21 protein-coding genes and 1 pseudogene are annotated in these 23,257 nt (G+C 46.2%); 10 read left to right on the top strand and 12 right to left on the bottom strand.

All coding sequences use genetic code 11. The features are described from left to right. Genes kdpC through LFX17_RS03580 form a run of 3 tightly spaced genes read left to right on the top strand, consistent with a single transcriptional unit; the run spans position 1 to position 3,897 of the window. On the top strand, positions 1-585 hold the full coding sequence (kdpC, locus tag LFX17_RS03590) for a potassium-transporting ATPase subunit KdpC (protein WP_238745079.1): 585 nt from the start codon (positions 1-3) through the stop codon (positions 583-585). After that, on the top strand, positions 582-3,209 hold the full coding sequence (locus LFX17_RS03585; RefSeq protein WP_238729018.1) for a sensor histidine kinase: 2,628 nt from the start codon (positions 582-584) through the stop codon (positions 3,207-3,209). Before kdpC ends, LFX17_RS03585 begins: the two co-directional genes overlap by 4 nt. Positions 3,210-3,213: 4 nt before the next feature. Then, positions 3,214-3,897, top strand: a complete 684-nt coding sequence (locus LFX17_RS03580; protein ID WP_238729015.1) for a response regulator — start codon at positions 3,214-3,216, stop codon at positions 3,895-3,897. A 58-nt stretch (positions 3,898-3,955) separates the two neighbouring features. On the opposite strand, the gene LFX17_RS03575 is transcribed toward LFX17_RS03580, so the two are convergent. After that, a complete protein-coding gene (locus tag LFX17_RS03575; RefSeq protein ID WP_238745077.1) occupies positions 3,956-4,711 on the bottom strand; it encodes a hypothetical protein in 756 nt (251 codons plus the stop codon). 144 nt (positions 4,712-4,855) lie between these two features. Between LFX17_RS03575 and LFX17_RS03570 the strand changes: the two genes are divergently transcribed. Further along, positions 4,856-5,761, top strand: coding sequence for an EAL domain-containing protein (locus LFX17_RS03570; RefSeq protein ID WP_238745075.1), 906 nt, complete (start codon positions 4,856-4,858; stop codon positions 5,759-5,761). A 7-nt stretch (positions 5,762-5,768) separates the two neighbouring features. Here LFX17_RS03570 and LFX17_RS03565 read toward each other — a convergent pair whose 3' ends face one another. Further along, positions 5,769-6,770 carry a class I SAM-dependent methyltransferase gene (locus tag LFX17_RS03565; protein ID WP_238745073.1) on the bottom strand — a complete coding sequence of 334 codons (1,002 nt, stop codon included), beginning with the start codon at positions 6,768-6,770 and terminating at the stop codon, positions 5,769-5,771. A 139-nt stretch (positions 6,771-6,909) separates the two neighbouring features. On the opposite strand from LFX17_RS03565, the gene LFX17_RS03560 reads away from it, so the two are divergent. Continuing rightward, positions 6,910-7,797, top strand: coding sequence for an alpha/beta fold hydrolase (locus tag LFX17_RS03560; protein WP_238729009.1), 888 nt, complete (start codon positions 6,910-6,912; stop codon positions 7,795-7,797). Between the two features lie 20 nt (positions 7,798-7,817). Further along, positions 7,818-9,023: a DUF445 domain-containing protein gene (locus LFX17_RS03555; RefSeq protein ID WP_238729008.1), complete on the top strand. Its 1,206-nt coding sequence runs from the start codon at positions 7,818-7,820 to the stop codon at positions 9,021-9,023. A gap of 28 nt (positions 9,024-9,051) precedes the next feature. Here LFX17_RS03555 and LFX17_RS03550 read toward each other — a convergent pair whose 3' ends face one another. From LFX17_RS03550 to LFX17_RS03520, 7 genes are all read right to left on the bottom strand, one after another. Continuing rightward, positions 9,052-9,561 carry a C40 family peptidase gene (locus LFX17_RS03550; protein WP_238729006.1) on the bottom strand — a complete coding sequence of 170 codons (510 nt, stop codon included), beginning with the start codon at positions 9,559-9,561 and terminating at the stop codon, positions 9,052-9,054. A 16-nt stretch (positions 9,562-9,577) separates the two neighbouring features. After that, positions 9,578-10,609: a hypothetical protein gene (locus LFX17_RS03545; protein ID WP_238729004.1), complete on the bottom strand. Its 1,032-nt coding sequence runs from the start codon at positions 10,607-10,609 to the stop codon at positions 9,578-9,580. A gap of 155 nt (positions 10,610-10,764) precedes the next feature. Beyond that, positions 10,765-11,721 carry an alpha/beta fold hydrolase gene (locus LFX17_RS03540; RefSeq protein WP_238745071.1) on the bottom strand — a complete coding sequence of 319 codons (957 nt, stop codon included), beginning with the start codon at positions 11,719-11,721 and terminating at the stop codon, positions 10,765-10,767. 92 nt (positions 11,722-11,813) lie between these two features. Then, the gene (locus LFX17_RS03535) at positions 11,814-12,638 is read right to left on the bottom strand and encodes an SDR family NAD(P)-dependent oxidoreductase (protein WP_238745069.1); all 825 of its coding nucleotides are present in this window, start codon (positions 12,636-12,638) and stop codon (positions 11,814-11,816) included. Then, a complete protein-coding gene (locus LFX17_RS03530; RefSeq protein ID WP_238745067.1) occupies positions 12,635-13,486 on the bottom strand; it encodes a metal-dependent hydrolase in 852 nt (283 codons plus the stop codon). The genes LFX17_RS03535 and LFX17_RS03530 overlap by 4 nt, the downstream gene beginning before the upstream one ends. Positions 13,487-13,608: 122 nt before the next feature. Continuing rightward, positions 13,609-14,706, bottom strand: a complete 1,098-nt coding sequence (locus LFX17_RS03525; protein ID WP_238745065.1) for a M24 family metallopeptidase — start codon at positions 14,704-14,706, stop codon at positions 13,609-13,611. Between the two features lie 94 nt (positions 14,707-14,800). Next, positions 14,801-15,898, bottom strand: coding sequence for an AraC family transcriptional regulator (locus tag LFX17_RS03520; RefSeq protein ID WP_238728999.1), 1,098 nt, complete (start codon positions 15,896-15,898; stop codon positions 14,801-14,803). 116 nt (positions 15,899-16,014) lie between these two features. Between LFX17_RS03520 and LFX17_RS03515 the strand changes: the two genes are divergently transcribed. The 4 genes and pseudogenes from LFX17_RS03515 to LFX17_RS03500 all read left to right on the top strand — a co-directional run bounded on the left by LFX17_RS03515 (position 16,015) and on the right by LFX17_RS03500 (position 18,894). After that, on the top strand, positions 16,015-17,295 hold the full coding sequence (locus LFX17_RS03515; protein WP_238728998.1) for a citrate/2-methylcitrate synthase: 1,281 nt from the start codon (positions 16,015-16,017) through the stop codon (positions 17,293-17,295). A 97-nt stretch (positions 17,296-17,392) separates the two neighbouring features. Next, positions 17,393-17,739: pseudogene (locus tag LFX17_RS03510) on the top strand (nucleotidyltransferase domain-containing protein). Between the two features lie 64 nt (positions 17,740-17,803). After that, on the top strand, positions 17,804-18,403 hold the full coding sequence (locus tag LFX17_RS03505; RefSeq protein ID WP_238745063.1) for a hypothetical protein: 600 nt from the start codon (positions 17,804-17,806) through the stop codon (positions 18,401-18,403). 92 nt (positions 18,404-18,495) lie between these two features. Further along, positions 18,496-18,894 (top strand): DUF3703 domain-containing protein, encoded by a 399-nt coding sequence (locus LFX17_RS03500; protein WP_238745061.1) that lies wholly within the window; start codon positions 18,496-18,498, stop codon positions 18,892-18,894. A gap of 287 nt (positions 18,895-19,181) precedes the next feature. Here the strand turns inward: LFX17_RS03500 and LFX17_RS03495 are convergent, their stop codons facing one another. The 3 genes from LFX17_RS03495 to LFX17_RS03485 all read right to left on the bottom strand — a co-directional run bounded on the left by LFX17_RS03495 (position 19,182) and on the right by LFX17_RS03485 (position 23,235). Continuing rightward, positions 19,182-20,171: a cytochrome-c peroxidase gene (locus LFX17_RS03495; protein ID WP_238745059.1), complete on the bottom strand. Its 990-nt coding sequence runs from the start codon at positions 20,169-20,171 to the stop codon at positions 19,182-19,184. A gap of 94 nt (positions 20,172-20,265) precedes the next feature. Next, a complete protein-coding gene (locus LFX17_RS03490) occupies positions 20,266-21,231 on the bottom strand; it encodes an MBL fold metallo-hydrolase (RefSeq protein WP_238728992.1) in 966 nt (321 codons plus the stop codon). A gap of 81 nt (positions 21,232-21,312) precedes the next feature. Continuing rightward, entirely contained in the window at positions 21,313-23,235 is a 1,923-nt protein-coding gene (locus LFX17_RS03485; protein WP_238745057.1) for a PP2C family protein-serine/threonine phosphatase, read from the bottom strand. Positions 23,236-23,257 lie beyond the last annotated feature (22 nt).

The raw sequence follows: 23,257 nt of genomic DNA, 5'->3' as shown, positions 1-23,257 counted from the left end.
ATGTTACAGACGTCTCTCATCGCACTCAGAACTCTTCTGGTATTGACCTTTATCACCGGAGTATTTTATCCGATCGTCGTGACGGGTTTCGGCGAAAAACTATTTCCGTTTAACGCAAACGGAAGTCTCTTATATCGGGACGACAAACTCGTCGGTTCCGAACTGATCGGTCAAAAGTTTACGAAACAGGAATACTATTGGTCCCGTCCCTCCGCCGTAGATTACGGGACCGTTTCTTCGGGCGCCTCGAACCTAAGCGCGACGAGCGCGTCGCTCAAAAAAAGCGTCGAAGAACGCAGAGCGTCGCTTCTTAAGGAGCACCCTGATCAAAAAGTAGTTCCGCCCGATCTGCTATTCTCATCCGGCTCCGGTCTGGATCCGCATATCAGTCCGAAAGCCGCGCGCTTTCAAACAAATCGCGTCGCCAACGCAAGAAAACTAAATGCGCAACAGCTCTCCCGATTGAACGAAATCCTTGCTTCTTCCATTGAGAAACCTTCCTTAAGTTACATCGGAGAAGAACGGATCAACGTGCTTCGATTGAACTTGAAATTGGATCAAGAGTTTGGAAGAATCAAAGAATGAGCGATTGGTCGGAAACGCCTCGACTGGACCCGGACGAAATTCTTCGTAAAATCCACGCGGAAGAACGAAAGTCCATTTCCGGAAAACTAAAGGTATTTTTCGGGATGGTCGCAGGCGTGGGAAAAACCTACGCTATGTTAAATGCCGCTCGTTCTTTGAAAAAAGAAGGAGTGGACGTCGTGGTCGGATATATCGAAACGCACGGACGTAAAGAAACGGAAGAACTTCTGGAAGGATTGGAAATTCTTCCGCGAAAAAAAATCGAACACAGAGGAATCGTTTTCGAAGAGATGGATATCGACTCCATTCTCAAACGAAAACCCGAAGTGGTTTTGGTAGACGAATTCGCACATACGAATATTCCCGGAAGCAGACACGTCAAACGATATCAGGACGTCATCGAGATCCTGAATCATAGCATCAACGTATTCACGACTTTGAATGTTCAGCATTTGGAAAGTCAGGTGGAAGCGGTCGAAAAAACGACTACGGTAAAAATCAGGGAAACGATTCCGGATTCCGTTTTAGAGATCGCCGATGAAATCGTATTGATCGACCTTTCGCCGGACGATCTGAGAAAACGTCTTCAAGAGGGAAAGGTTTACGTTCCCGAAAAAGCGAACGTGGCGGGAGATCATTTTTTTAAAAAGGAGAACCTCTCCTTTCTCCGCGAGACGGCTCTCAATTATACGGCGAGACACGTTAACACTTCCCCCGAATCCACGCGGTTTCGGGAAAGAATTCTCGTCGCGATCAGCGCAAGTCCGAATTCCTATTCGATCTTACGTTATGCGAAACGTCTCGCATACGAAAGAAACGGTGAATTGTTCGCGCTCTACAATCAAACGAGGGAAAATCTTTCCAAAGAAAGTTTAAACCAGCTCGAAAAGAATCTGAGTTTTGCAAGGGAACTCGGTTCCGAAATTCTTCATTCCGCTGACGAGGACCCCGTGGACGCAATCCTAAGAATCGCGGAACAAAAAAACATCACGCGCGTAGTTTTGGGAAAACCTCCGATGTCTTGGTGGAAGAAATGGAATTCTCCAGCGTCGAAACTGGCGCGAACCACGGCGAACTTCGAGTTGTGTCTTGTTCCTTACGACCACACTTCCTTTTCGGGAGAAGAATCCTTATTCAATCGTTTTCTCAGAACGTCTTCCGGCGGAAAACAATACGTAGCTTCTTTGGCGCTCATCTTTCTGGCCACTTGTCTCAGTCTTTTTTTGGAACCGATTACCGGTTATTGGACCATTTCTTTTTTATATCTCTTTTTCGTTTCGGGTATAGGAGCTTTCTTTTCCAAGGGCCCCACGATTCTCGCGGGTTTGTTATCGGGACTCTTTTGGGATTATCTTTTTATTCCGCCTAAATACACTTTCTTTATAGAAAAACTCGAAGACGTGTTGATGTTCGGTTCTTTCCTTTTTATTTCGATCATCATCGGCAACGTTACTTCGCGTTTGAGACAAAAGGAGAAGGTGCTCGTAAACCGAGAACTTCGCTTAACAACTTTGTATGAGCTTTCCAAAGATCTGGGACACGCAAGAGACATACGGCAGATTTCCGAAATCGGAGCGGAATATCTGAAACGGGTTTTTCAAACTCAAGTGACGATCTTTTTGGAAAATCAGGGAAACGTCGATTCCAACTCTTCACGCGCTGGAAATTTTTTTCCGGATGCGAAAGAAACGGCGGTTGCAAACTGGGTTTATAAGAACAGGATTTCGGCCGGAAAATTCACGGACACGCTTTCCCTTTCCATAGGGACGTATTTTCCTATGATAGCGCCGGGTAAAGTAATCGGTGTGTTGGGAATCATTCTTCCTTCAAAACTCAATCTGGACCAGGAAAATCTTTTGCTTACGATGGGAAATCAGATCGCGCTCGCCTTGGAACGGGAATTGTTATCCGAAGAAACGCGGACCCGCTATCTCGCCAATCAATCCGAACGATTGTACACGATCATCTTCAATTCCCTTTCTCACGAATTGAAAACGCCCTTATCGACGATTCGGGGCGCGGTGACGGCGTTATTGGAACCGGAAATCGATTCCTCTTCGGAAGCGCGCAAAGAATTGTTAAACGAAATCAACGAAAGCAGCATGATTCTGAATCTACTGCTCGGAAATCTTTTGGACATGAGCCGATACGAATCGGGCTTTTTAAAATTGAGAATGGATTGGCACGATCCGACGGATCTCGTTCACGTAGTGGTTCGTAGACTCAGACAAACCGTAAAGAACAGTCGTTGTGTGATTCATCTTCCGGAAAATCCGATTCCGATCTGGATGGACTTTACTCTTATGGAGCAGGCTCTCTTCAATATCGTGTTCAACGCGGTTCAAATTTCTCCGCCCGGTTCTCCTGTTTCCATTCGTCTCATTTCCGAAAAGGAAAAAACGATCTATCTGGTGGAAGACGAAGGGCCGGGGATTCCCGAGGAAGAACTTGAAAAAATATTCGAGAAATTTTATAGAAGTAAGAATCAATCGCACGTGGGAAGCGGCCTCGGACTTTCCATCAGCAAGTCCATCGTCGAAACGCACGGAGGAACGTTGATCGCTGAAAATCGGACCGAGGGAGGTGCCAGATTTTGTATCGAGATTCCCGTAAAACCCGCCTAATCTCATGAATCCGAAAATTCTAGTTGCGGACGACGACGATCGAATCCGTAAAATGATCCGGATCAGTCTGAACGCTTCGCATTATGATGTCGTCGAATCCGCGACGATTCAAGAAACGATTCTCAAAGCGGCAAACGAAGCTCCGGACGTGATCCTTCTCGACCTTCAGTTCCCGGACGGAAACGGAATCACCGCACTCAAAGAAATCAGAACCTGGAGCGAAACGCCCGTGATCGTGTTGTCCGTTCTTTCGTCGGATTCGGAAAAAATTTCCCTGCTCGACGAGGGTGCGGACGACTATATTACAAAACCGTTTAGTATGGGTGAATTGCTCGCGAGGATTCGAGTCGCGCTCCGAAACAAAACGCAGGAACCGGGTTCTCCGATTTTTATTTCGGGAAATTTATACGTGGACCTTGCAAATCGAATCGTCCAAGTTTCGCAGAACACGATCCATCTTACTCCGATCGAATATTCGTTTTTATCGTTTTTGATCCAACACGCGGGAAAAGTTCTGACCCAAGAGCAGATCATCCGTCACGTTTGGGGACCGTTTGCTAAGAATGAATCGGGACCGCTTCGTGTTCACGTCGCGAGTTTACGGAAAAAAATCGAAGCCGATCCGTCCAATCCGGAACTTCTTCTGACGGAACCGGGCGTAGGTTATAGACTTTCGGTAAATCCTTGATCGAAACGTATCCATCCGGGTTCAACGGGGATACTTCATTCTTCGCTTAACAAAATGATTAAAGAGAAATCCCGGCGCTTAAAAACAGCTGAACTCCGATTCCCCGCGCACGATCGTGTTCCTGTTCCTTGCCGTCCTTCCAAATTCTTTCCAAAATCGCCGGATCCGGTTTCTGATTGTAAAAGGAAACATCTTCTCGCTGCACATGCGCGGAATTATTCGCAAACAGAAGAACGTTAAAACCTCCGTTTAAAAAAATTCCCGAAGAGAACACATAACGTATACCCGCGCCGGGGGCCGCATACGCCCTCTTATTGGAAATCGAATACGTCCAACTCTTACCGTCCGCACTTCCATCCGTATAAACCCAGAACTCGTTCTTGCGATCCCTTTGGAAATAAAATTCCTGACCGATTCCAAAACTCAGATAATACGGAATGGAAAACGGAAACCATTCGAACGCGATCGTATATTGGTTCAGCGTATATTCCTTATTTTGCAAGGAGAACGCGGCGGCCCCCGGTTGATAACCGGTGCGATCCAAATCGAAGTGATCGGCGCGAAATCTTTGGTGCGCTAAAAACGAAATGGAGAATCGTTCGCCGAGATTGTAACCGACTTGAAACCAAGAGAGTTCTTTGATGCCGAACCCTCCGATGTAAAAACGTTTTTCGTTTCTACGTTCTCTCTGCGATCCGGCGATCGCGGACAATTCGGAATCGTTCGGCTCCGCGTTCAAAGCCTCGGCATGCAAAAAAAGAATCTGGATACAAAGTAAGAACGCAAGATTGCAAAACGGATATTTGAATTTCATAAAGATCTGAGGAAGAATCTTTTTTCCCGAAGAAAGAGTAAATTGGAAAATGAGAGAATTGCATATTTATGATACTGAGTTTCAGTCTCATTTATGTTGACTTTTTCACGGGCTCCCCTATCCTGGGAAAAAAAGAGGTCCCGGATGAAAGAAATTTTGGATTTGTCACCTAACATTGATTTGGTTATTTCGCGATCGATTCCGGTTTTGGACGAACGGATCGCCCGAAATCTTTTTTCTTTGAATGCGAAACACGAAACCGCACGCGAGATCCTTGCGGAGATCGGCACGGAAGAATTCCTTCCCCTTTCTTCCGAAACGGATCGAAACGATCGCCTAACCTCGGGAATGTCGCTTATCAATGCGCTTGCTGCGATTTCGGAAACCGGAAACTTCCACACGGAATATCAGCCGATTCTTTCCTTGGATACGGGCAAGATTTTCGCATACGAGGCGTTGGCCCGTTTTTATATCGAAGGCGAGCGAATCTCTCCCGAATTCGCCTTTCAGGAACTTCACAACTGGCCCGATCTGTTTTTTGAATTTGAAAAGAATCTAAAACGGTTTCAGGTCGCAAACAAACCCCGAGGGAAGAAATTGTTTTTGAATATCGATCCGCACGTTTGCAAGGATCAAACACAGGCTTCTTATTGGACCGAATTTTTAAGCAACCAAAAGAACGTAGTCTGCGAAATCATCGAAAACACGGATTCGACCCGGATCGCGGATACGAGATTCTGCCTAAACGCATTTAAAGAAGCCGATATTCGGATCGCGCTCGACGACGTGGGAGGGAAACAGAATCTTTTCTGTTTTGATTTTTTAGAATATTCCAATTTTATCAAGTTCGACAAACACTGGCTCACGCTTTTTAAAACGAAGGAATCCTATAAGAACATCGCCTGGGGACTTTTGGATTTTGCGAGAGAATCGAACATTCAGTGCATTCTCGAAGGAATCGAAACGCAAGAGGATCTTTTGATCGCTGCGGAAATGAGATTTCCTTTGGTGCAGGGATTTTTATTTCAATCCAGAAACGTTTCGGTTTGAAGCCGGATTAAACCGACTTTTCCATTCTCCAGCAGTAGTGGATCTTTTCGTTTCTGAAATCGTCGGGAACGGTCGTCTTCGTTATGTCTTTGAGATTGTCCCAAAGGATCGAAGCCTCGGATAATTCGAATTTTCTAAAGTTCGTGGAAAAATACAAAACCGCTCCGGGTAAAGCGAAATCCTTATAAAGAATATTTAATATTTCCGCGTGATCCCGTTGTATGTCTAGGACATCGGTCATCTTTTTGCTGTTGGAGAAAGTGGGGGGATCGACCACGATCAGATCGTATCGTTCCCGATCGGGTTCCTTTCTTTCACTGCGGAGCCATTCCATCACGTCCGCCCGAAGAAGTTTGTGTTTGGTCAAGGAAAACCCGTTCAACTTCAAATTTTCCTCCGCCCAAGCGAGATAAGTGTTGGATAAATCCACGCTCAGACTTTTGACCGCTCCGCCTGACGCGGCGTAGACGGTAAACGCTCCCGTATAAGAAAAAAGATTTAGGAACTTTTTTCCTTTCGATTCTTGGCGCACAAGATCCCGAGTGATTCTGTGATCCAGGAAAAGTCCCGTGTCGAGGTAATCGGATAGGTTCACGAAAAAGCGAAGTCCGTTCTCTCCCACTTCGAGCAGTTCCGCTTGTTCGGAATATTTTTCATATTGTTCCTTACCCTTTTTCGGTTCTCTCTTTTTCCAATAAATGGATTCGTTTTCGAGACCGAGAGTTTCCGCGACTACCTTGCCGATCTCGACATTCTCCCTTTCTCTTTCCTCGTCCGAAATTTCGTAGCTGTTTTTATATGCGGAGATTTGGCAATACGGTCCGTAAAGATCTACGCTTACGGGAACCTGCGGTATGTCGCGATCGTAGATACGAAAACATTCTATGTTCCGTTTGCGCGCCCACTTTTTCCAATGTTTGGACATTCTCGAAAGCCGGTTTCGAAACATCACCATCGGAGTTCCGGAATTATTAAACGAATTGGATTCCTCGGTTCGTTTTTCTGACATGAAACCAAGTTACCGGGTCCTGGAGAAAAACCAATCAGAACAAAAATGAAATTCCGTAAAAGACTGGAAAAATTGCAGACGCCGACGATGATTGCAGGACGTTTTTCCGTTTTCCGGATCGCGCACTGGAGTCGAATTCTTGAAATATACTTATCTCGAAAATCAAAAAGTAAAAATTTTTCTCAGCTATTCGGAGACGGATTCGAAAGACGTTATTCTTTTCGTTCACGGCTATCCGGATACCCATAAGACCTGGGAACCTCAAATCGATTCGTTGAAAGACAAATATCGGTTAGGCGCGGTCGATCTGAGAGGTTTCGGACGATCCTCCAAACCTTTGGAACAATCGGAATACAACTATGCGGTCATTCTTCCCGATTTAGTGGAAGCGATCCGCTTTCTTTCCAAGGAAAAGAAAGTTCACTTAGTCGGCCACGATTGGGGCGCGGCTCTCGGATGGTTATTTATTAGTGATCCCGAATATTCAAAATATATTAGATCCTTTACTGCGATCTCCGGCCCCCACCCTTGGCTCGCCGGTAAACGGATGTTGGACGATATTTTCAGCTTCAACCTCTCCAATTGGAAAAAGGTTTTGGATCAGGGTTTTCGTTCCTGGTATATCTGGTTTTTCCAGATCCCGATTCTGCCCGAATTGATCTGGCAAAACTTCGGGGAGCTGATCTACAAACTAGTGATGGATTTAGGCGGAGTTCCCAAAAAGGATTCGCTCCGCAACATCAACCGCAACGATATCTACAGCGCGACGATGGCTCCCATAAATCTTTTCCGCGAATTGTTATTCGGCAAAACGGTGATTGCGGCTCCTTCCAACATCAAGGTTCCCGTGCAGCTCATCGTTCCTCAAAAGGATTTTGTGGTTCTTCCCGAAGTGTATGAAAACGCGTACGATTACGTGGACAAATTAGAAATTCATAAACTGGATTCCAATCACTGGGTCCATCGGGAACAACCGGAAATCGTAACGGAAATGATCCGGAAATTCGTCTCCAAATATTCCGCATAACAAAGAGAAGACGAATCTCCTTGAACTTTGAAATCATTTCTCTTCTTTTAATGCCGTTTACGTACGCTTTCGTGGGTTGGGTCACAAATTGGGTCGCGTTGAAGATGACGTTTTATCCTTTGAAATTTTTCGGAATTCCTCCTTATCTCGGCTGGCAGGGAATCATTCCGAGAAAAGCGGAAAAGATGGCGGGAAGAGCGGTGGACGTCGTCACTCGCTATCTCATCGACGTAGAAGAAATGTTCTGCAAGGTTGATCCCGCATTGATTCAGGAAAATCTTCGTCCCGAAATTCAAAAGACGATTTTGGAAACGATGAAGGAAGTCGCGGACGAATTCAATCCGCTTTTATGGAACCTGATCCCGGATCTAGTGAAGAATTCCATGATGAAGGAAATCGAAAGACAGGCGATGGAAACCATCCCCACCGTCTTTCAGGATCTCCGCAAAGATTCCAAACGGATCTTCGATATACGAGGATTAGTAATTCGTAATATGACCGGGGAAAACGTTCATCTCACCGTTGAAATGTTTCAAAGAGTGGGCGCGAAAGAATTCCGTTTCATCGAGGTTTCCGGTTTTTACTTCGGCTTCGTATTGGGTTTGATTCAAATGGGAATCTGGCTCGTTTATCCTGCGCTTTGGACTCTTCCGGTGCAGGGAATCATCGTGGGTTATCTTACCAATTGGCTTGCGCTTCTTTTGATCTTTAGGCCGCTCGAACCGATTCGTCTCGGTCCTTTCAGTTTTCAAGGCTTGTTTATCAAACGTCAAAGGGAAGTTTCGGAGGAATATTCCAAAATGCTCGCGACTAAAATCCTAAGTTCGGAAAAGATTCTCGAGGAACTGTTTTTCGGAAGGGCTTCGGAAGAAGTGTTCAACCTAGTGGTTCACGCGATCGAACGACAGATGGACACGATGGCCTCCGTGATCCGCCCCACTCTTTCCCTTTCCTTCACTTCGAACAAATACAACGATACGAAAGAACGGGTGATCCGAAAGATCATGAACAACCTCAAAAACTTTACGACCCATATCGAGGATTACGTAGAAAAGGCCATCGACTTGGAAAGTACCCTTTCTCAAAAGATGAAGGCTCTTCCGCCCGTTGATTTCGAAGACGTTTTACGGACCGTTTTCAAGGAAGACGAACTCCTTTTGATTCTTGTAGGAGCCGCGTTAGGCGCAATCGTCGGTCTGGGTCAGGCGTTTTTCATGGCGATTTAAACGTTTCAATCGTCCGAAAGAAGGAAGTTCAAAGCCTGCCGGAAGCCGTATAATATTTTTGATAATACGCTTCCTCTAAAGAATTGATCGTAACTCCTCGTTTAACCGAAGCATGGACGAACTTTTTGTCTTTGAGATAAACTCCCACGTGACTGATCTTATCCCCGTAAATCGTAAAAAAGATCAGATCGCCTTCCTTCAATTCTTCTTTGGAAATCGGATTCGTCTTCGGATACATCGTGTAACTCGGTCCGCTGAGACGGGATCCGTAGACTCTGGAAAGAATCTTGCTCGTAAAACCGGAACAATCGATTCCGTTTTCGTCCGTTCCGAAATCCTTATAAGGGGTTCCGAGCCAGCGATACACTTCTTGATACAACGCAAAATTATTTTCGGAACCGATCGCAATCCCGTGCGTGTGTTTGAAAAACGTTTTGAGTTCGGCTTCGCTTAATTCTTTCTTTTCTCCGTGCAATACGGCGTAAAACACCAAACCGAGACAGAGAGAAAAGAAGGGAATCAAACGGAAAGAAAACATTCTTTCTTTAGACGATTTAAAAATTCACTCCGCCGTAGACGACCAACTCTAAAAATCCGAAATTCTGACTTGCTCTGTCTTTGGAACGTCCAGTGGTCAATATGTTCGGAAGATCGATATAACCGCCCTTGGCTCCGAACTCGAAGAACACGGATTTATAAAGATCCGTTCTTCCCGCGACGTAGCCGGAAACTCCGTACCCGGACGCGTGAAAATGGTTATTCTTCCCTTCGCCGAACAGACGGATATCGCTACGGCAAATGACCGGACCTCCGCCCACGGAAGAAACGAAACTGATCGCATGTTCTCCGTTAGACGAAACCCAAAGAGGCTGAATCATCCCCACATCCATATAAAGAAAGTTTAATCCGTCCGTATGTTCGAACTTTAAAAAATCGGGGGTGATGTTGATCGTTTCTCCGTTGTGATACCCTTCGAGCCTCTTATATGCGTCCGGAAACAGATACAGATAAACGGAAGAATCGGACGAAGTTCCGAGATGCGCCCTTTGAATCGCGAGCGGATCGATGTAACCGTAGATGTTGGACGCTTGTCCGCGACTCATCACGTATTTCATGTGATCCTGACCGAAGGCGATATAAAACTTATCCGTAAAATAATAGGTTAGACGAAAGTTGTATTGGGGAATTTCCCAAAGACTCGGATTCAAATAAACGGAAGGATTGAATTTTTCCGGTTTATCCTTCGCGACAACGTCCTTCAACGTGAAGTTATAGCCCGGACCGTGGAAGGAAATATCGCTTTGCGTATACGAATCGCGGTTGTAACCCCACTGAAAACTCCAAGTCCCTTTGCGTTGATCGACTCTTCGTTTGGCTTCCGCCTGATTCGCCTCACTCTGAGGATCCACGGGAATCGGTTCCGCTTTCGGAACCGCATTTGTTTGCGCAAAAGGAACGACTTCCTGCATATCGACGTCTTTCGCCTTGGATTCCGCAAACATGGGAAGAGGAGAAATACAAAAGATAAGAATAGAAACTGCGTGTTTGAATGAAATCCGTAGATTTCGAATGGAATTCGGGTTCATGCGATCAGAATTGAAATATATTTCCAAGCTAGTATATCAAAATACTAAGATCGGGACGGGGCGGTTGGTGGCTATTTTTTTTTCGGGAACTTTTTCAAGCTCCATCGATTCGAATCCCTTCGAACCCGAATCGTTAGACGTTCTTGCGAAGCGATTTAACCGGAGTGTAAGATTACGAAGTCTCGGATCTTATCGCTTACAAGAATCGGATGTTCCTTTTGAATCCAATGATTGGAATCCACGGAGAACAGTTCCAGAGAATCGCACACGTTCTTGAGAGAATCGTAACATTCCGGACTGATCGCCATATCACGCAGCGGAATCAAAACGCGCGCGGGAACCGAGATACGTTTCGGAGTCGGATATTTTTTCCCCCGAATCAATTCCCGGTACAGATTCATCGGATAAACCGCGCTTTTTACGATCTCTTCCTCGGTAAAATTCCGCATCGGATCGTTCTTCGGAATTTCCGCGGCGGCCATAAGATAGTTCCAAATCTGCTTTGCCAAATGTCGCATTAAAAAACCGGGAAGCCAAGGGATTTGAAAGAATACGATATACCAGGATTTGACCGATTGTTTCAGAGACAACCAGACCTTTTTCGGATTGAAACTGAAGAAGTAACGAAACATTAGATTTCTCGCGAGAATCGGATGAGGACCGCCCATCGCCGTATACGAACGGATCGATTTAGAATATTCTAAATCTCCCACGAAAGCCCAAGCAAGAAGCGCTCCCCAATCGTGAGCGACAAGATGAACCGGCTTCCCGTTTCCTAAAAACCGGATGACCGCCTCGAAATCCTTAAAGATCTCTCGGGCATTGTACGCCTTTTGTTGGGAAGGTTTGCTCGAGTTTCCCGCTCCTCTCAAATCGAACGCACCCACGTTGAATTCTTCTCCGAGAGAATTCAACTGCAGATCCCAAGTGGAATGTTCGTCCGGATAACCGTGAACGAAAAGAATCGTCTCGCGATCCGGCCGTTCCTTTGCCGTCGCGTTGTATTTCAGAAAAAGATTCAAATTTCCGTTCGAAACGAATGTCGTTTTAAAACGGAGAGGAGTTTTCGTTTCCTTTGAAGTTTTCTTTTTTTCGGGATACAAAGCGATCATCGGTTTTACTTCCTGATTTTGTTAAGCGACTTTGAGCGCTGAAACAAGGTCAGCGCATTCCATTTTCCTAAAATATTTTTCGAATCGGCAAATCAGAACCGGTCGCTCAAACTCGTAACCTTGTGTACGATGTTCGGGGTCATTCGGTTGAAAAAGCTGATCGTTTTGGATTTGATTCCCGGAAATACGTGGAGTTTTCTTTTTTCCATTCCTTTTACGATCGCCTTTACGACGTCCACCGGACTATCCACGATCGATTTCGGAACGTCTTGTTGTTTTCCGAATTGTTGCGACTTTAAGATTCCGGTGTCCGCAAAGAACGGATATACGTTCGTAACGGCGACTCCCTTCTTGCGGAGATCCGCGTCCATCGCCTCGCCCATCGCCCTGATTCCGAATTTGGAAATCGAATAGTAGATCAATTCACCCGGCGCGACTTGACCCGCAACGGAGGAAAGGTTTACGATCTGTCCTTGTTTTCTTTCGAGCATCGCGGGAACGAATAAACGGCTCAGATGAATCGGAGCGTATAAATTCACGTCGAGAATCAGATTCCAATTCTTATCGGGAACGTCCAAGAGCCCGCCCTTAAACGCAAGCCCCGCGTTGTTGATCAGAACGTCCACTCCTCTCTGAGACAACTTTAGAGTATTCTGATATACGTCCTTACAACCTTCCTGCGTTTGAAGATCGCCGGAAAAACTTCCGAGAATCTTTCCCGCGCTTTTGGGTTGAAATCCGTTCTTTCCGTTTTCAAGCCATCTACGATGCAGATAAAAATCCGCGTCCGTGCCGGGAGCTTTGAGATCGGTAAGAATCACGTTCGCTCCTTTTTCCAAAAGTTGTTTGGTCAATTCCCTTCCGAAACCTCCGTTGGCTCCGGTAATCAGTATCGTTTTATCTTTCAATCGGCTCATATCGCTTCTCTATATTGGTGTTCTTGTGATGAAAAAATTTCTTTTGCTAAGTAGAGATTGTCCTCTTCATCGGGATGAAAGGAGAATCGGAAGTATTTCAACGCGGCCTTGATCGTCAAAGGCAGGACTCTTTCCTTCGTGAAGAGAAGTTGAAAGAGTTCCTTTTGGGTTTTGAATTTGAAAAGAATCCCGTCCTGCCAAAGAAATAACAGAACAGCAACGAAGGTAAAAGCGAAAAAGATCGAAGAGGCGATTCCCATTCCGATCACTCGGATCCAGTAACTTTGTGTAATCGCTTTCAAAACGTCGAATGCGGCTGATTTGTGTTCCAATTCTTCCGCGGCGTGCCACTCAAACAATCGTCTCATTTCCGGATGAGCGGGTTTCAAAAGTCCTCTGCGCAATCCTAGATCCGCGACGAGAGACGTGTAATGTTCGAGTCCCGCGACCGCCGCCAAATTCATTTTTTTGGAAAAAAGTTTTTCCAAAAGACCGAACGCAAACCAAACCACGAAGTTCATAAAACCTTCGAACTTGTATCCCTGGTTTTTCAGATTCTGCCAGAACTTTTTATGTTCGCCCGCGTGCTGCGCTTCTTGTCCCACGAACGCGATCGCGTTTCGTTTCACTCTACCTTCTTCGAGTTCGGGAACGTATTTTTGAATCGTTCGGATAAAATATTTTTCCCCTTCCGGAAACAGAATGGTCCACGCATTCAACACGTGCGTCAAGGAAGCGTTGTCTCCGCACCAGTGTTTCGGCACCGTATCGGAAAATTGAAATTTCGGTTTTCGAACCGGATAATCCGGTTTTTCGACGTAGTCTTCGTTCGTTTTCTTTTTCTTCATAACTTCTTCAATCCCGTTTCGCACATTCGATATTTTGAATTTTATTTTCCGTTCCGATCCTAAGATCCGCGACTATATCAAATCATTTGAATCTTATTTTCTTCCGACAAAGATCACGGAGCTTACGCCGCCCCCGCCCGAACCTTTTTGGATGAATTCGATGTTTTCGTTTTAGAAGACGAGGTTTTTGTTCGTGCGGCCGATTTCGCTTTTCCGTTTGTGCGTTTTGCCGTCTCGGAGATTTTCAACCGTTTTGCCGCTTTGGTAGATTCGCTCTTTTTGTTTCCTGCGAGCAACGTAACCTTGGACTTTGACTTAAAAGTCTCCTCTTCCCAAAAGCGAACGTGCGGAAGATCCTCGTCGAGCCAACACGCATCGCTGTCGCTCACGACCAAAATTTCTTCCCACTTCACTCCGAAACTTTCTTCCGCGTCGGCGCCGGAATAGATTTTTCCGATATGAGGTTCCACGGCCCAAAGTCCTGCGTCCACGCGAGACTTGGTGAATTCTCCCCAAAGCGGAGAAGCGTTTTCGGAAGGTGCAAGAAATCCTTTTACGATTTGAGGAACGAGATACAAAAACGTCTGCGGAGGAAATCCGAGAACTCTTCCCGCGGGAACGCTCCAACCGGGAACCTTTCCCACCTTATGACCGAGAACTCCGTTGGGATATACGGTATGACAGTTTTGATAACCGAGATCGGAAATGAGTTCGTTGCAGGCGCGGTAGATTTCACCCATCGACTTTTCCGCGCGGACGGATTCTAAAATCAAGGAACGGAATTCTTTGAGATCGCGTCGTCCCTGTTCGACGGCGGGATTTTTTCCGAAAGAAAAAGAATAACCCACGTCGGCGGTCACACCTTTCACGTTAGGCGCAACATCTAGGATCACCGCCATTCCTTCTTTCAGTTTACGGTTGGAAGGTTGAAAGGAAAAACCCCAGTGAGGAAGAATTCCTTCTCCGCTTCCGATCCGTTGAAACGTGAGAGGTCTGCGAAAACCTCGAAAGCAGGTTCTATCTCCGAACCAAGCGAATCCGTAATGAAAGAAATTTTTCCCGCCCCGTTCTCGGATATAGGAATCGATGAGAGATGCCGCGGTCTTTTCGGTCATACCGACCACGAGTCTACCACGCACCCACTCGACTGCATCGTATGCAAGTTTTTGCACGTGTTTGAAATCTTCCAGATCCGATGAAGAATAATATTCCCGAGACATTCTCCCTTTCCCCCAACTTCTTGCGCTTTGTTGGAAGGAATTGTAACGCATGTTACACAAGGCATCGTCCGATCTTATGATTTCCGACCGATTTTTAGATTTTTTTTCTCCATTCGGCGGGAGTCATCCCCGCGATTTTCAAAAATTGCGCGTTGAAGGTGGACTTCGTATTAAATCCGACCTCGAATCCGATGGAAAGAATCGTCTTTTCCGGTTCTTCCAATAGGATCTTTTTGGCCTCTTCGACTCGATAACCGTTGATGAATTCGTTGAAATTCTTTCCATACGTTTCGTTGAGAATTCGGGAAAGCTGATGCGGCGTGATGAGAAGTTTTTCCGCGAGATCCTGCATCCGAATTTCCTCGTCCCGATACGATCGTTCCTCTTCCATGAGTTCGGCAAGCCGAGATTTGATCGCATCGAGATTGATTCCTCCCAACTGCGTTTTCTCATACCGCTTTTGCTGAAACTCGGACTTTAAGGATACGAAGAAGTTCGGATAACGCGCGGTGAACACGAACACGAGCCCGTTCCCTAAAGTCATCAATACGGAAGCGAACGCGAAAAGACTCGGAACGTTCAGATAAAATCCGATTCCCGAAAGCTGGATCGCCGCAATCGTCACGAGAAGAATGGAAGAAGCGAGTCTGGAAAGATGAATGTCGATTTCGCGGAACGCCTTCCAAAACAAATACACCGAATAGACGCAATATACCGTTAGGTGAAGATATCCGATTCCGATGATAAGAGAAATCGGATTGCTTCCCCGGTTGACGAACGCGTCCTGAATGAGCTGCGATTTGGATTCGAACGGAACGCCGAAAAAAACCGCTTCTCCCGCGAGGGCGATGTATGCGGGGAAAAAATGTCGCTTGAGTGGAACTCTTTTTTCCAAAGCGAACTGCAACATTCTCCGCACGACAAGAAGAAGAGCGGGGCCCATCGCGAGCAGGGAGGAAAAAAAGAAAATCCAAAGATAGGTGTGCGAAGCAGTTCCCGGAATCTGCACCAATCCGATCCGGGATTCGGAGGAAGCCATGATGAGCGCGAGAAGAAACATCCCCGTAAAGTCTTCTCCCTTTTTCCGTTTTGCGAGTTCGGTGAAAAAGAGAAGAATACAATACCCCGGTCCAAGCTGAATGAGAATGTGGAGGCCGAGCCAGAATAGATCCGGTGTGTTCGAGGCATTCATGGAAACTGGGAGAAGGAAAGCCGACCCGGAAGTTTTGTCCAGAAGAAACGGGAAAAATCGACGCGGGCAAAATTAGAAGTATTGACGCATACCATTCTCCGAGGTTCCTTATCGGTATGAGTGAATTCATTGAAATCAAAGTTGGCGAGAAATCCTACCAGTTTCCGTTGATCTCCGGAACCGACGGAAAAAAGGGAATCGATATCCGTGAGCTTCATCAAAAGACCGGACTCATTTCCTACGATCCCGGCTTTTTTAATACCGCATACGCCGTCAGTCGCATCTCGAGAAGAGACCCGGATTCGGGAGAACTTCACTACCGAGGGTACGACGTCGCCGATCTAGTGCAACATTCCACGTTCGTCGAAACCAGTTATCTTTTGATCTACGGGAAACTTCCCACGGAACAACAGCTCAAAGATTTTTCTCTGAAACTTTCCAAACATTCTTTGATTCACGAAGACATGATCAATCTCTTCGACGGGTTTCCGGGTAAAGGACATCCTCTCGCGGTTCTTTCGGTGATGGTCACTTCCCTTTCCAGTTATTATCCGGAAGAATACGAAGAATCTCTGGACAAAGGGATCGATCATTCGGCGAGACTTCTCGCGAAGATCAGAACGATCGCCGCGTTCAGTTACAAAAAGATCGTGGGTCAACCCTTCGTTTATCCGCTCGATAAACATCCGTATTGCACAAACTTTCTGTATATGCTGTTTTCGATTCCTTCCAAGGATTACGTTCCTTCAGAGGACATCGATCGTATTCTGAATCAGCTTTGGATTCTCTACGCGGATCACGAACAAAACGTTTCCAACACCACCGTTCAGGTCATCGGTTCCACTCAGGCGAACCTGTTCGCTTCCATCTCCTCCGCGATCAACGCGCTCTGGGGTTCGAGAGAAGGCGGTCGTCAGGTTGCAGCCGTCGGTCTGATCGAAGATATCATCAAGTCCAGAAAAACCGTTCCCGAGTATTTCGAAAAATTCAAGGGAGATTCGGAAAGACTCTTTTCCAACGGTTTCGGTCACAAAGCGTACGACTCAAAGAGCAGAAGAGCGATCATCGCCGGCAAACTCTTCCACGATTTCTATAAGAAACATCCGGTGAATCCGATCGCGGAAGTGGCGCTCAAGATCGACGAGTATATGCAAAATGATGAATATTACATCAACCAGAAGTTATATCCGAACCTGGAGTTCTACAGCGCGGTGATTTTCAATTCTTTGGGAATTCCGAAAGAACTCTTTACCGCGATGCAGGTCATCGGAAAACTTCCGGGCTGGCTCGCGCATTGGAGAGAACAGAGAGTTTCCGGCAACTACAGCAAGGCTCGTCCGAAACAAGTCTACACCGGAGAAATCGGAAGAAAATACATTCCTCTTTCGGAAAGATAATCATGCAGAACCCGTGATGGAAAGGCCGGTTCGCTCAAGCGGAAGAAGCGGTCGAATTTGCGGAAACATTGATCCGCATCGTTCAAGGAAAAATTTCATGAGCGTTCTCGTATTTCCCAAGCGCGATCCCCTTGGAGGAATGAATCGGGAAGAACTGATCGATACGATTCGCAATCTCGCTCGGAAAAATTCCTCTGGGCTTATTTGTTCGGAAGTATCGCGAGAGGAACCGAGAACGCTTACAGCGACGTAGATTTAATTTTGATCGCCGATACGCAAATACCGTTTATCAACAGACCTGAATCGTATCCGGAGCTTCTTGCCTTGCCGATCGAGCTCAATCTGTTCGTTTACACTCCGCAGGAATGGGAAAAGGCACGGGAACAAAGTCGTTATCCAGGATTTTGGAAATCGGTCTTTTCGGAAATGATTCAGATTTTTTGATCGTTTCATCACGACGCTGCTACGGATCGAGGTTCATAGAATGTCATAAGAAAAGGAACTCGCCATGTTTAAAAACATTCTTTTGAATTTCGTCCTATCGTCTCTTTCGATGTTCTTCTTCCGATGCGACACGTCTAAAGAAATCAGTGAAACGGAATTCAAGAATTTAATCCGTGAAGCGTCGAAATCACGAAGCTCCGACGAATTGCGTTTTGTCGAGTATCTCGGAGTTGCAGATGAAAAAGCGATTCTCAAGGTGTCCGCTTCGGCCGGTTCGAAACGGAACAAGGAGGAATTCTTTTTTACAAAGGCGACTCCTAACTTAATTTCTTGGATCGATGAAAATCTATTCGGAATCACGTCTTCCAATTTTACGAAACTTTATAAATACCTTTTTTACCAAACGGACAAACAATTCAAATTCGAACAATGGACGATTCTGACGAGAGATGATTCCGGAAAAAAAAAGGAAGACGCGGCCGGTGAAAAAACAATTCGAATCACCGTAGACGGACTGACGGTTTTTATTTTCTATCTGCGTTCGGATGGAATTACTTCTTTCTCTCTAAACATAAAACATGCTCCGAACGATAAAGAAGCGCTAAAATACAAAAAATTGTGGTCACAACTTTTGAATCAGATTCAAAAAGAAGAAATCCGGTAAATCTAAATTCGCGCAGTCCGTAGCCCTTTCGTTCAAGACGATCACCTCGATTTCATTTATCATCGATTCATTCTTTTGAATACGAGGATAGAATGAATTTCAAAATGCCTTCTTCATTTAAAACCGCATACTTCAAAGAGATCGAAAATTATCGAACTCATCTCAAGGCCGGACGTTTTCAAGAAGCCTGGAAATTTTTAGAACGGGCCCATCTGATCGGGCAGTATCATCCCGTTCCGCACACGGGTTCTCACGGGAGAATGTTGCTGTTTGCGGTTCGTCAAAAAGATTGGAAGGAAGTATTCGGTCAGCTTCCACGACTTTCCTTCGGTTGGCTCGGTTCCTTGCTCAATCGGATTCCGGTCGGAAATCCGGGCGGCTCCGACGTTCCGATCTTCGCATCCTTTCCGATTCCGGAAGATTTGCGGGAACTCCTTGCGGACGCGGATTCTTCCGGGCAAGGTTTGTCGGGTTTAAGGAAAAGAATGTAGGAACTCATACGAATTGAGCAGAAATCCGATGGGAGGAGTTCCCACAACGGCGCTGAAAACGGAAGATTTTCCAAGTAGAACGAAGGAGTTCCCACATTCTCTTGAAACATCTAAGATTTTCCGGTTAGGGCCGCAGTGCGGATTTCCCGCACTTTCAGAAATTTTTTTTGAACCGTGGGAGTTCCCACATTCTACCCAAAAACGGCCCTTTCCCGCGAGTACAAAAAAAGACCGGCTAATCGCGTAAGCAACCGCCGGCTGAATAGGTTTCAATTCTGTAAGTCCAGTTAATTAGACCGGTTCTTATCGGTCAACGCCTTCAAGAAAGTTACGATCGACTTTGTATCGGAATCCGAAAGATCCTTTCCGAGCTGGAGACGCGCCATTTTTTTAACGGCTTCTTCCAGGGTAGCGACCTTACCGTCGTGGAAATACGGCCCGGTAATCGCTACGTTCCGCAAAGATTGAACCTTGAAAACGAAAGCGTCCGCGACGTTCTTCGTAACGCCCTGACGGCCTTTATCCGCGGTATTTTCATACGGATTGACCTGACCGAGTTTACGGAAGGAGTTCCCACCCAAAAGCGGACCGATATGACAAGCGGTGCAGCCGGTAGCTAAGAATTTTTCCAGACCTTCCTGTTCTTCCGCGGAAAGCGCTTTGTGATCCCCGTTTTGGAAATCGTCGAAACGATCGTTTGTTTTGAGAGTTCTTTCAAACGCGGCAATCGCACCCGCGAGATTGTCGTAAGTAATCGGATTTGCGTCCTTAGGATACGCCTTTGCAAAAAGCTCTTTGTATTCCGCGATCGCGGAGATTTTCTTTTCCACTTCCGCAGCAGACGGCATCGCCATTTCGACGGGATTTAAGATCGGACCTTTTGCCTGTTCTTTCAGATTGGCCGCTCTTCCGTCCCAGAATTGTGCGATATGGAAACCCGCATTCAAAACGGTGGGAGAATTGCGATCGCCATTCTTCCCAAACGCTCCGGGAGAAGTGGGAAGATTGTCCACTCCACCCGCTTTCCCGACAACATTGTGACAGGAATTACAAGCCTGCGTGTCGTTGGCCGAGAGTCTTTTTTCAAAGTATAACTTTTCACCGAGCTGAACCAATTCGGGAGTATCGGCTTCTCCCCCGGGCATTTTGTCGGGAATGGTTCCAAAGATCTTCTTGGAATCATCGATCAACTTTTTTGTCTTTTCGGAAGGCCCGCAAGACACCATAACGATCCCCAAGAGCGCTACGAATAGAACTCCGGCTGTAGATTGTTTCATACCAGTTCCTCTCTCTATTGTATTTACGATTCTAAATTTAGAATCATTCTAAAAGTGAATTTATTTTAGAATGATTCTAAAAAACAATTCTTTTTCAAACCTTCTTTCGTTTTTTCCGTTCGATTTGAAAGACCAAACCTTGCGCGTTGATCCTGGAATCGAAGCCGAGCAACATCTCCTCCTTTTCTCCCAACGCGATTCCTTGCGTGGAAATTTCCCTTTCCAAATAAGCCCGAACCCTTCCGGTACAAAATTCCAAAAGCGGCTCCCCTTCCAAACCCGAGCGTTCTCCGGAGGAAAGAATATTCTGCATCGCGTGCAAACCCTGCTTCATCTGACGTGCGCCCAATTCGAGATCCTTCCAAACGCCGAAATGCGTCAAATACGCCTTGTCCGCGCCGGTCGCAAGAATCGTATCCACCGTATTCATCGCTTCTTCCGAATCGAAATCGGTGGGCGTCGTCGAAGGATAAAGAACCGGATTTTTTCCGAAAGCAAAATCCCGATAACCGAGTCCGAAAGAATCTCCTGTGAAGATTCCGTTACTCAGGGAATCGTATATGCAAAAATGATGATTTGCATGTCCTCTTGTATAATAAAATTTGAATATTCTTCTTCCCCACCGGATCTCCTCTCCGTCCGCCGGGCTTTTGACCCGCGCTTCGGGCACGGGAAGAATTTCTCCGTATAACTTCTTAAAGTTCTCTTCTCCGTATACTTGGATCGAACTTTGAACGAGCCTCGTCGGATTGATGAGATGAACCGCGGCTTTCGGGTGCGCGAGTATCGTGGCGTTCGGACAATGTTTTGCGAGCAATCCGGTTCCGCCCGCGTGATCGAGATGAACGTGCGTTACGATGATGTATTTCACGTCCTCGGGTTTCAAACCGGCTTGTTTCAATTCTTCCAAGAGAATGGGAACGGCTTTGTTCGTGTTGTTTTCGACGAAAGCGGCTTCCTTGCCTTCCACGACTAAATACGCGCAAGCGACTCCCGGAGAAATATAATCGCAGTCGATCGTAAATAAACCGGGAAAGACTTCCTTCTCAAAAGGCGGCATAAGAATTCTCCTCTTTCCAAAGTCGAATGGAAGCGAAATCGTCCAAGAAATCGCGCGGGGCAAAATCAGGCAAAGTTTAAACTACAATATATCCACAGTCAAGTAAGTCAGGTCGTCCGGGATCTTAGAAGAGGAAAAAGATTTCACCGTGGAAAGAATTTCTTCGTTCAAATTCCGGGGATTTCGGGAGAAATTATTCTTTAAAACTTCCAAAAGTCTGCGCTCTCCGAAAATTTCCCGTTGCGGACTCAAAGCTTCCGTAATCCCGTCCGTATAAAAAAAGAATCGATCTCCCGTTTTTAATGCGATCGTGTAGGTTTCGGGTTCGATCGTTTTCATCATCCCGAGTATCATTCCTCTTCCTTTTAAAAACTCCGGCTCGGCCGGTTCTTCCCGAATCAAAACGGGGGGAGGATGACCCGCGATCGAATAGCGAAATTCGTCCCGTTCGAGATCGTACAAACATACGAGAGCGGAGATGAAATTTTTTTCCAAAACCTGAAACATCCGGTTGTTGAGTTCGGAAAGAATCTTGGAAGGTTCATCCAGTTTTCTGCTGAGTTCCAAAAACGAAACCTTGAGCATCGACGAAACCAAAGCGGACGCAACCCCGTGTCCGAGAACGTCGCAAAGAATGAACATTACCTTTTTCTCATCGAGAATATGATAGTCCAAGAAGTCGCCTCCGATCTGATCGACCGGAATATAAACCGAATTTACGGAAAGACGATGAATTCTTCCGTCGAGCTGCGGAATCAAACGCGTCTGAAGATTGGCGGCCATTTCCAATTCCTCGTGGAGAATCCGATTCTGCCTTCTGAGTTCGGCCGTTCTTTGTTCCACCTTTCCTTCGAGATTAGCGTTGAGTTTTTTGAGTTCGGCGTGCGCCCTTGCGTTTTGATACGAAATACTCACCGCGCCCGAAATCAAAAGAGCGAAAAATCCGTACTGCGATAAGAACATATTTCTTCCCGTAAGATTGTCGAGAACTACGTCGATGATCGCAAAGAGCGCGAGCAGTCCGACCCCGCCCACCATAATCAAGGCTTCCATCACCTTCTTTCTCAGTTCTTCGTAGAACATGGGAATCAAAAGAACGGCCATGAACACGAGAAGTCCCTGCCACGCATAAACGAGAAGCGCCCTTTGTGTTCCGTCGAGTTCGAGTAAATGCAGCGAACCGATCACAAGACTGGACTTCATCACGATCTTGGCCGCGGTCCCCGTTTTTTTACGGAACAACGCATACAAAAAATATAATATACAAGCCGGAAAAACGCTCTGCGAAGAAAAGAAGGATCTTGTCAAAAGCCCGAAGGGAACTTCGGCGTAGTGCATTTTGTGCAGAAGAGGAATTCTCCAGAAGACGAACAAAAACGCGGACAAGGAAAGAAAGATGCTCGCTCTCGAATGCCTGTTCAACGAATACGAAATCGACTGTTGCAGAAAAACTCCGAGAAACAAAACGATCAGCACGAGCTGCAGAGCGTCTTCCTGAATCAACGCATCCTTGAGTTCGTCAAAGTCGCCTAACTTGGGTATGCTGCGGAAGATCCCGCAGTGAAATCCTAATTCTCTGCATTCGATCTCGACTCGGATCGTATTCGGTTTTCCTTTTTCGATCCATTCCAAAGGAATCTTATACAATCGGCTTCGAAACCACGCCGCTGCATACGGATCGATTTCTCCCGTCTTTCCGATGAGCTTATCGTTGAAATAAACCTTGTCCGCGGATTGAATCCGATCCAGAAAAATTCCCTGGGAACCCGTGGGAGACGTTAGCGGATATTCCACTCGAACTCTGTAAACGCCTTTGATCGGAATCTCGAAACCTTGATTCGTCAAACCGACTCCGGGAAGAATCATCTGAAAATTCTCTTTGCCTTCGTGTTTGAATTCCCAACCTTCGTTGAGAGGTTGTACTTTTTCAGGATCGATCGGGTTCGAGTATACGTCGAAAGCGATCAGACATAATAGGAAATATCCGAAGAGAATCGGTTTCATAGGGAAGGAGGCATCAACCTAT

Origin of the sequence: Leptospira sanjuanensis, assembly GCF_022267375.1 — a bacterium.
GTDB classification, from domain to species: Bacteria; Spirochaetota; Leptospiria; order Leptospirales; family Leptospiraceae; genus Leptospira; species Leptospira sanjuanensis.
Note: the sequence above shows the minus strand (reverse complement) of the source record. Positions and strands in the feature narration are given on the sequence as shown.

Coding starts and splice junctions, on each gene's coding strand:
- LFX17_RS03575 (WP_238745077.1), bottom strand. CDS start 4,711: ATGAAATTCAAATATCCGTTTTGCAATCTTGCGTTCTTACTTTGTATC.
- LFX17_RS03495 (WP_238745059.1), bottom strand. CDS start 20,171: ATGAAACAATCTACAGCCGGAGTTCTATTCGTAGCGCTCTTGGGGATC.
- LFX17_RS03540 (WP_238745071.1), bottom strand. CDS start 11,721: ATGATCGCTTTGTATCCCGAAAAAAAGAAAACTTCAAAGGAAACGAAA.
- LFX17_RS03530 (WP_238745067.1), bottom strand. CDS start 13,486: ATGAAGAAAAAGAAAACGAACGAAGACTACGTCGAAAAACCGGATTAT.
- LFX17_RS03515 (WP_238728998.1), top strand. CDS start 16,015: ATGAGTGAATTCATTGAAATCAAAGTTGGCGAGAAATCCTACCAGTTT.
- LFX17_RS03535 (WP_238745069.1), bottom strand. CDS start 12,638: ATGAGCCGATTGAAAGATAAAACGATACTGATTACCGGAGCCAACGGA.
- LFX17_RS03520 (WP_238728999.1), bottom strand. CDS start 15,898: ATGAATGCCTCGAACACACCGGATCTATTCTGGCTCGGCCTCCACATT.
- kdpC (WP_238745079.1), top strand. CDS start 1: ATGTTACAGACGTCTCTCATCGCACTCAGAACTCTTCTGGTATTGACC.
- LFX17_RS03585 (WP_238729018.1), top strand. CDS start 582: ATGAGCGATTGGTCGGAAACGCCTCGACTGGACCCGGACGAAATTCTT.
- LFX17_RS03490 (WP_238728992.1), bottom strand. CDS start 21,231: ATGCCGCCTTTTGAGAAGGAAGTCTTTCCCGGTTTATTTACGATCGAC.
- LFX17_RS03525 (WP_238745065.1), bottom strand. CDS start 14,706: ATGTCTCGGGAATATTATTCTTCATCGGATCTGGAAGATTTCAAACAC.
- LFX17_RS03545 (WP_238729004.1), bottom strand. CDS start 10,609: ATGAACCCGAATTCCATTCGAAATCTACGGATTTCATTCAAACACGCA.
- LFX17_RS03505 (WP_238745063.1), top strand. CDS start 17,804: ATGTTTAAAAACATTCTTTTGAATTTCGTCCTATCGTCTCTTTCGATG.
- LFX17_RS03570 (WP_238745075.1), top strand. CDS start 4,856: ATGAAAGAAATTTTGGATTTGTCACCTAACATTGATTTGGTTATTTCG.
- LFX17_RS03580 (WP_238729015.1), top strand. CDS start 3,214: ATGAATCCGAAAATTCTAGTTGCGGACGACGACGATCGAATCCGTAAA.
- LFX17_RS03550 (WP_238729006.1), bottom strand. CDS start 9,561: ATGTTTTCTTTCCGTTTGATTCCCTTCTTTTCTCTCTGTCTCGGTTTG.
- LFX17_RS03485 (WP_238745057.1), bottom strand. CDS start 23,235: ATGAAACCGATTCTCTTCGGATATTTCCTATTATGTCTGATCGCTTTC.
- LFX17_RS03565 (WP_238745073.1), bottom strand. CDS start 6,770: ATGTCAGAAAAACGAACCGAGGAATCCAATTCGTTTAATAATTCCGGA.
- LFX17_RS03500 (WP_238745061.1), top strand. CDS start 18,496: ATGAATTTCAAAATGCCTTCTTCATTTAAAACCGCATACTTCAAAGAG.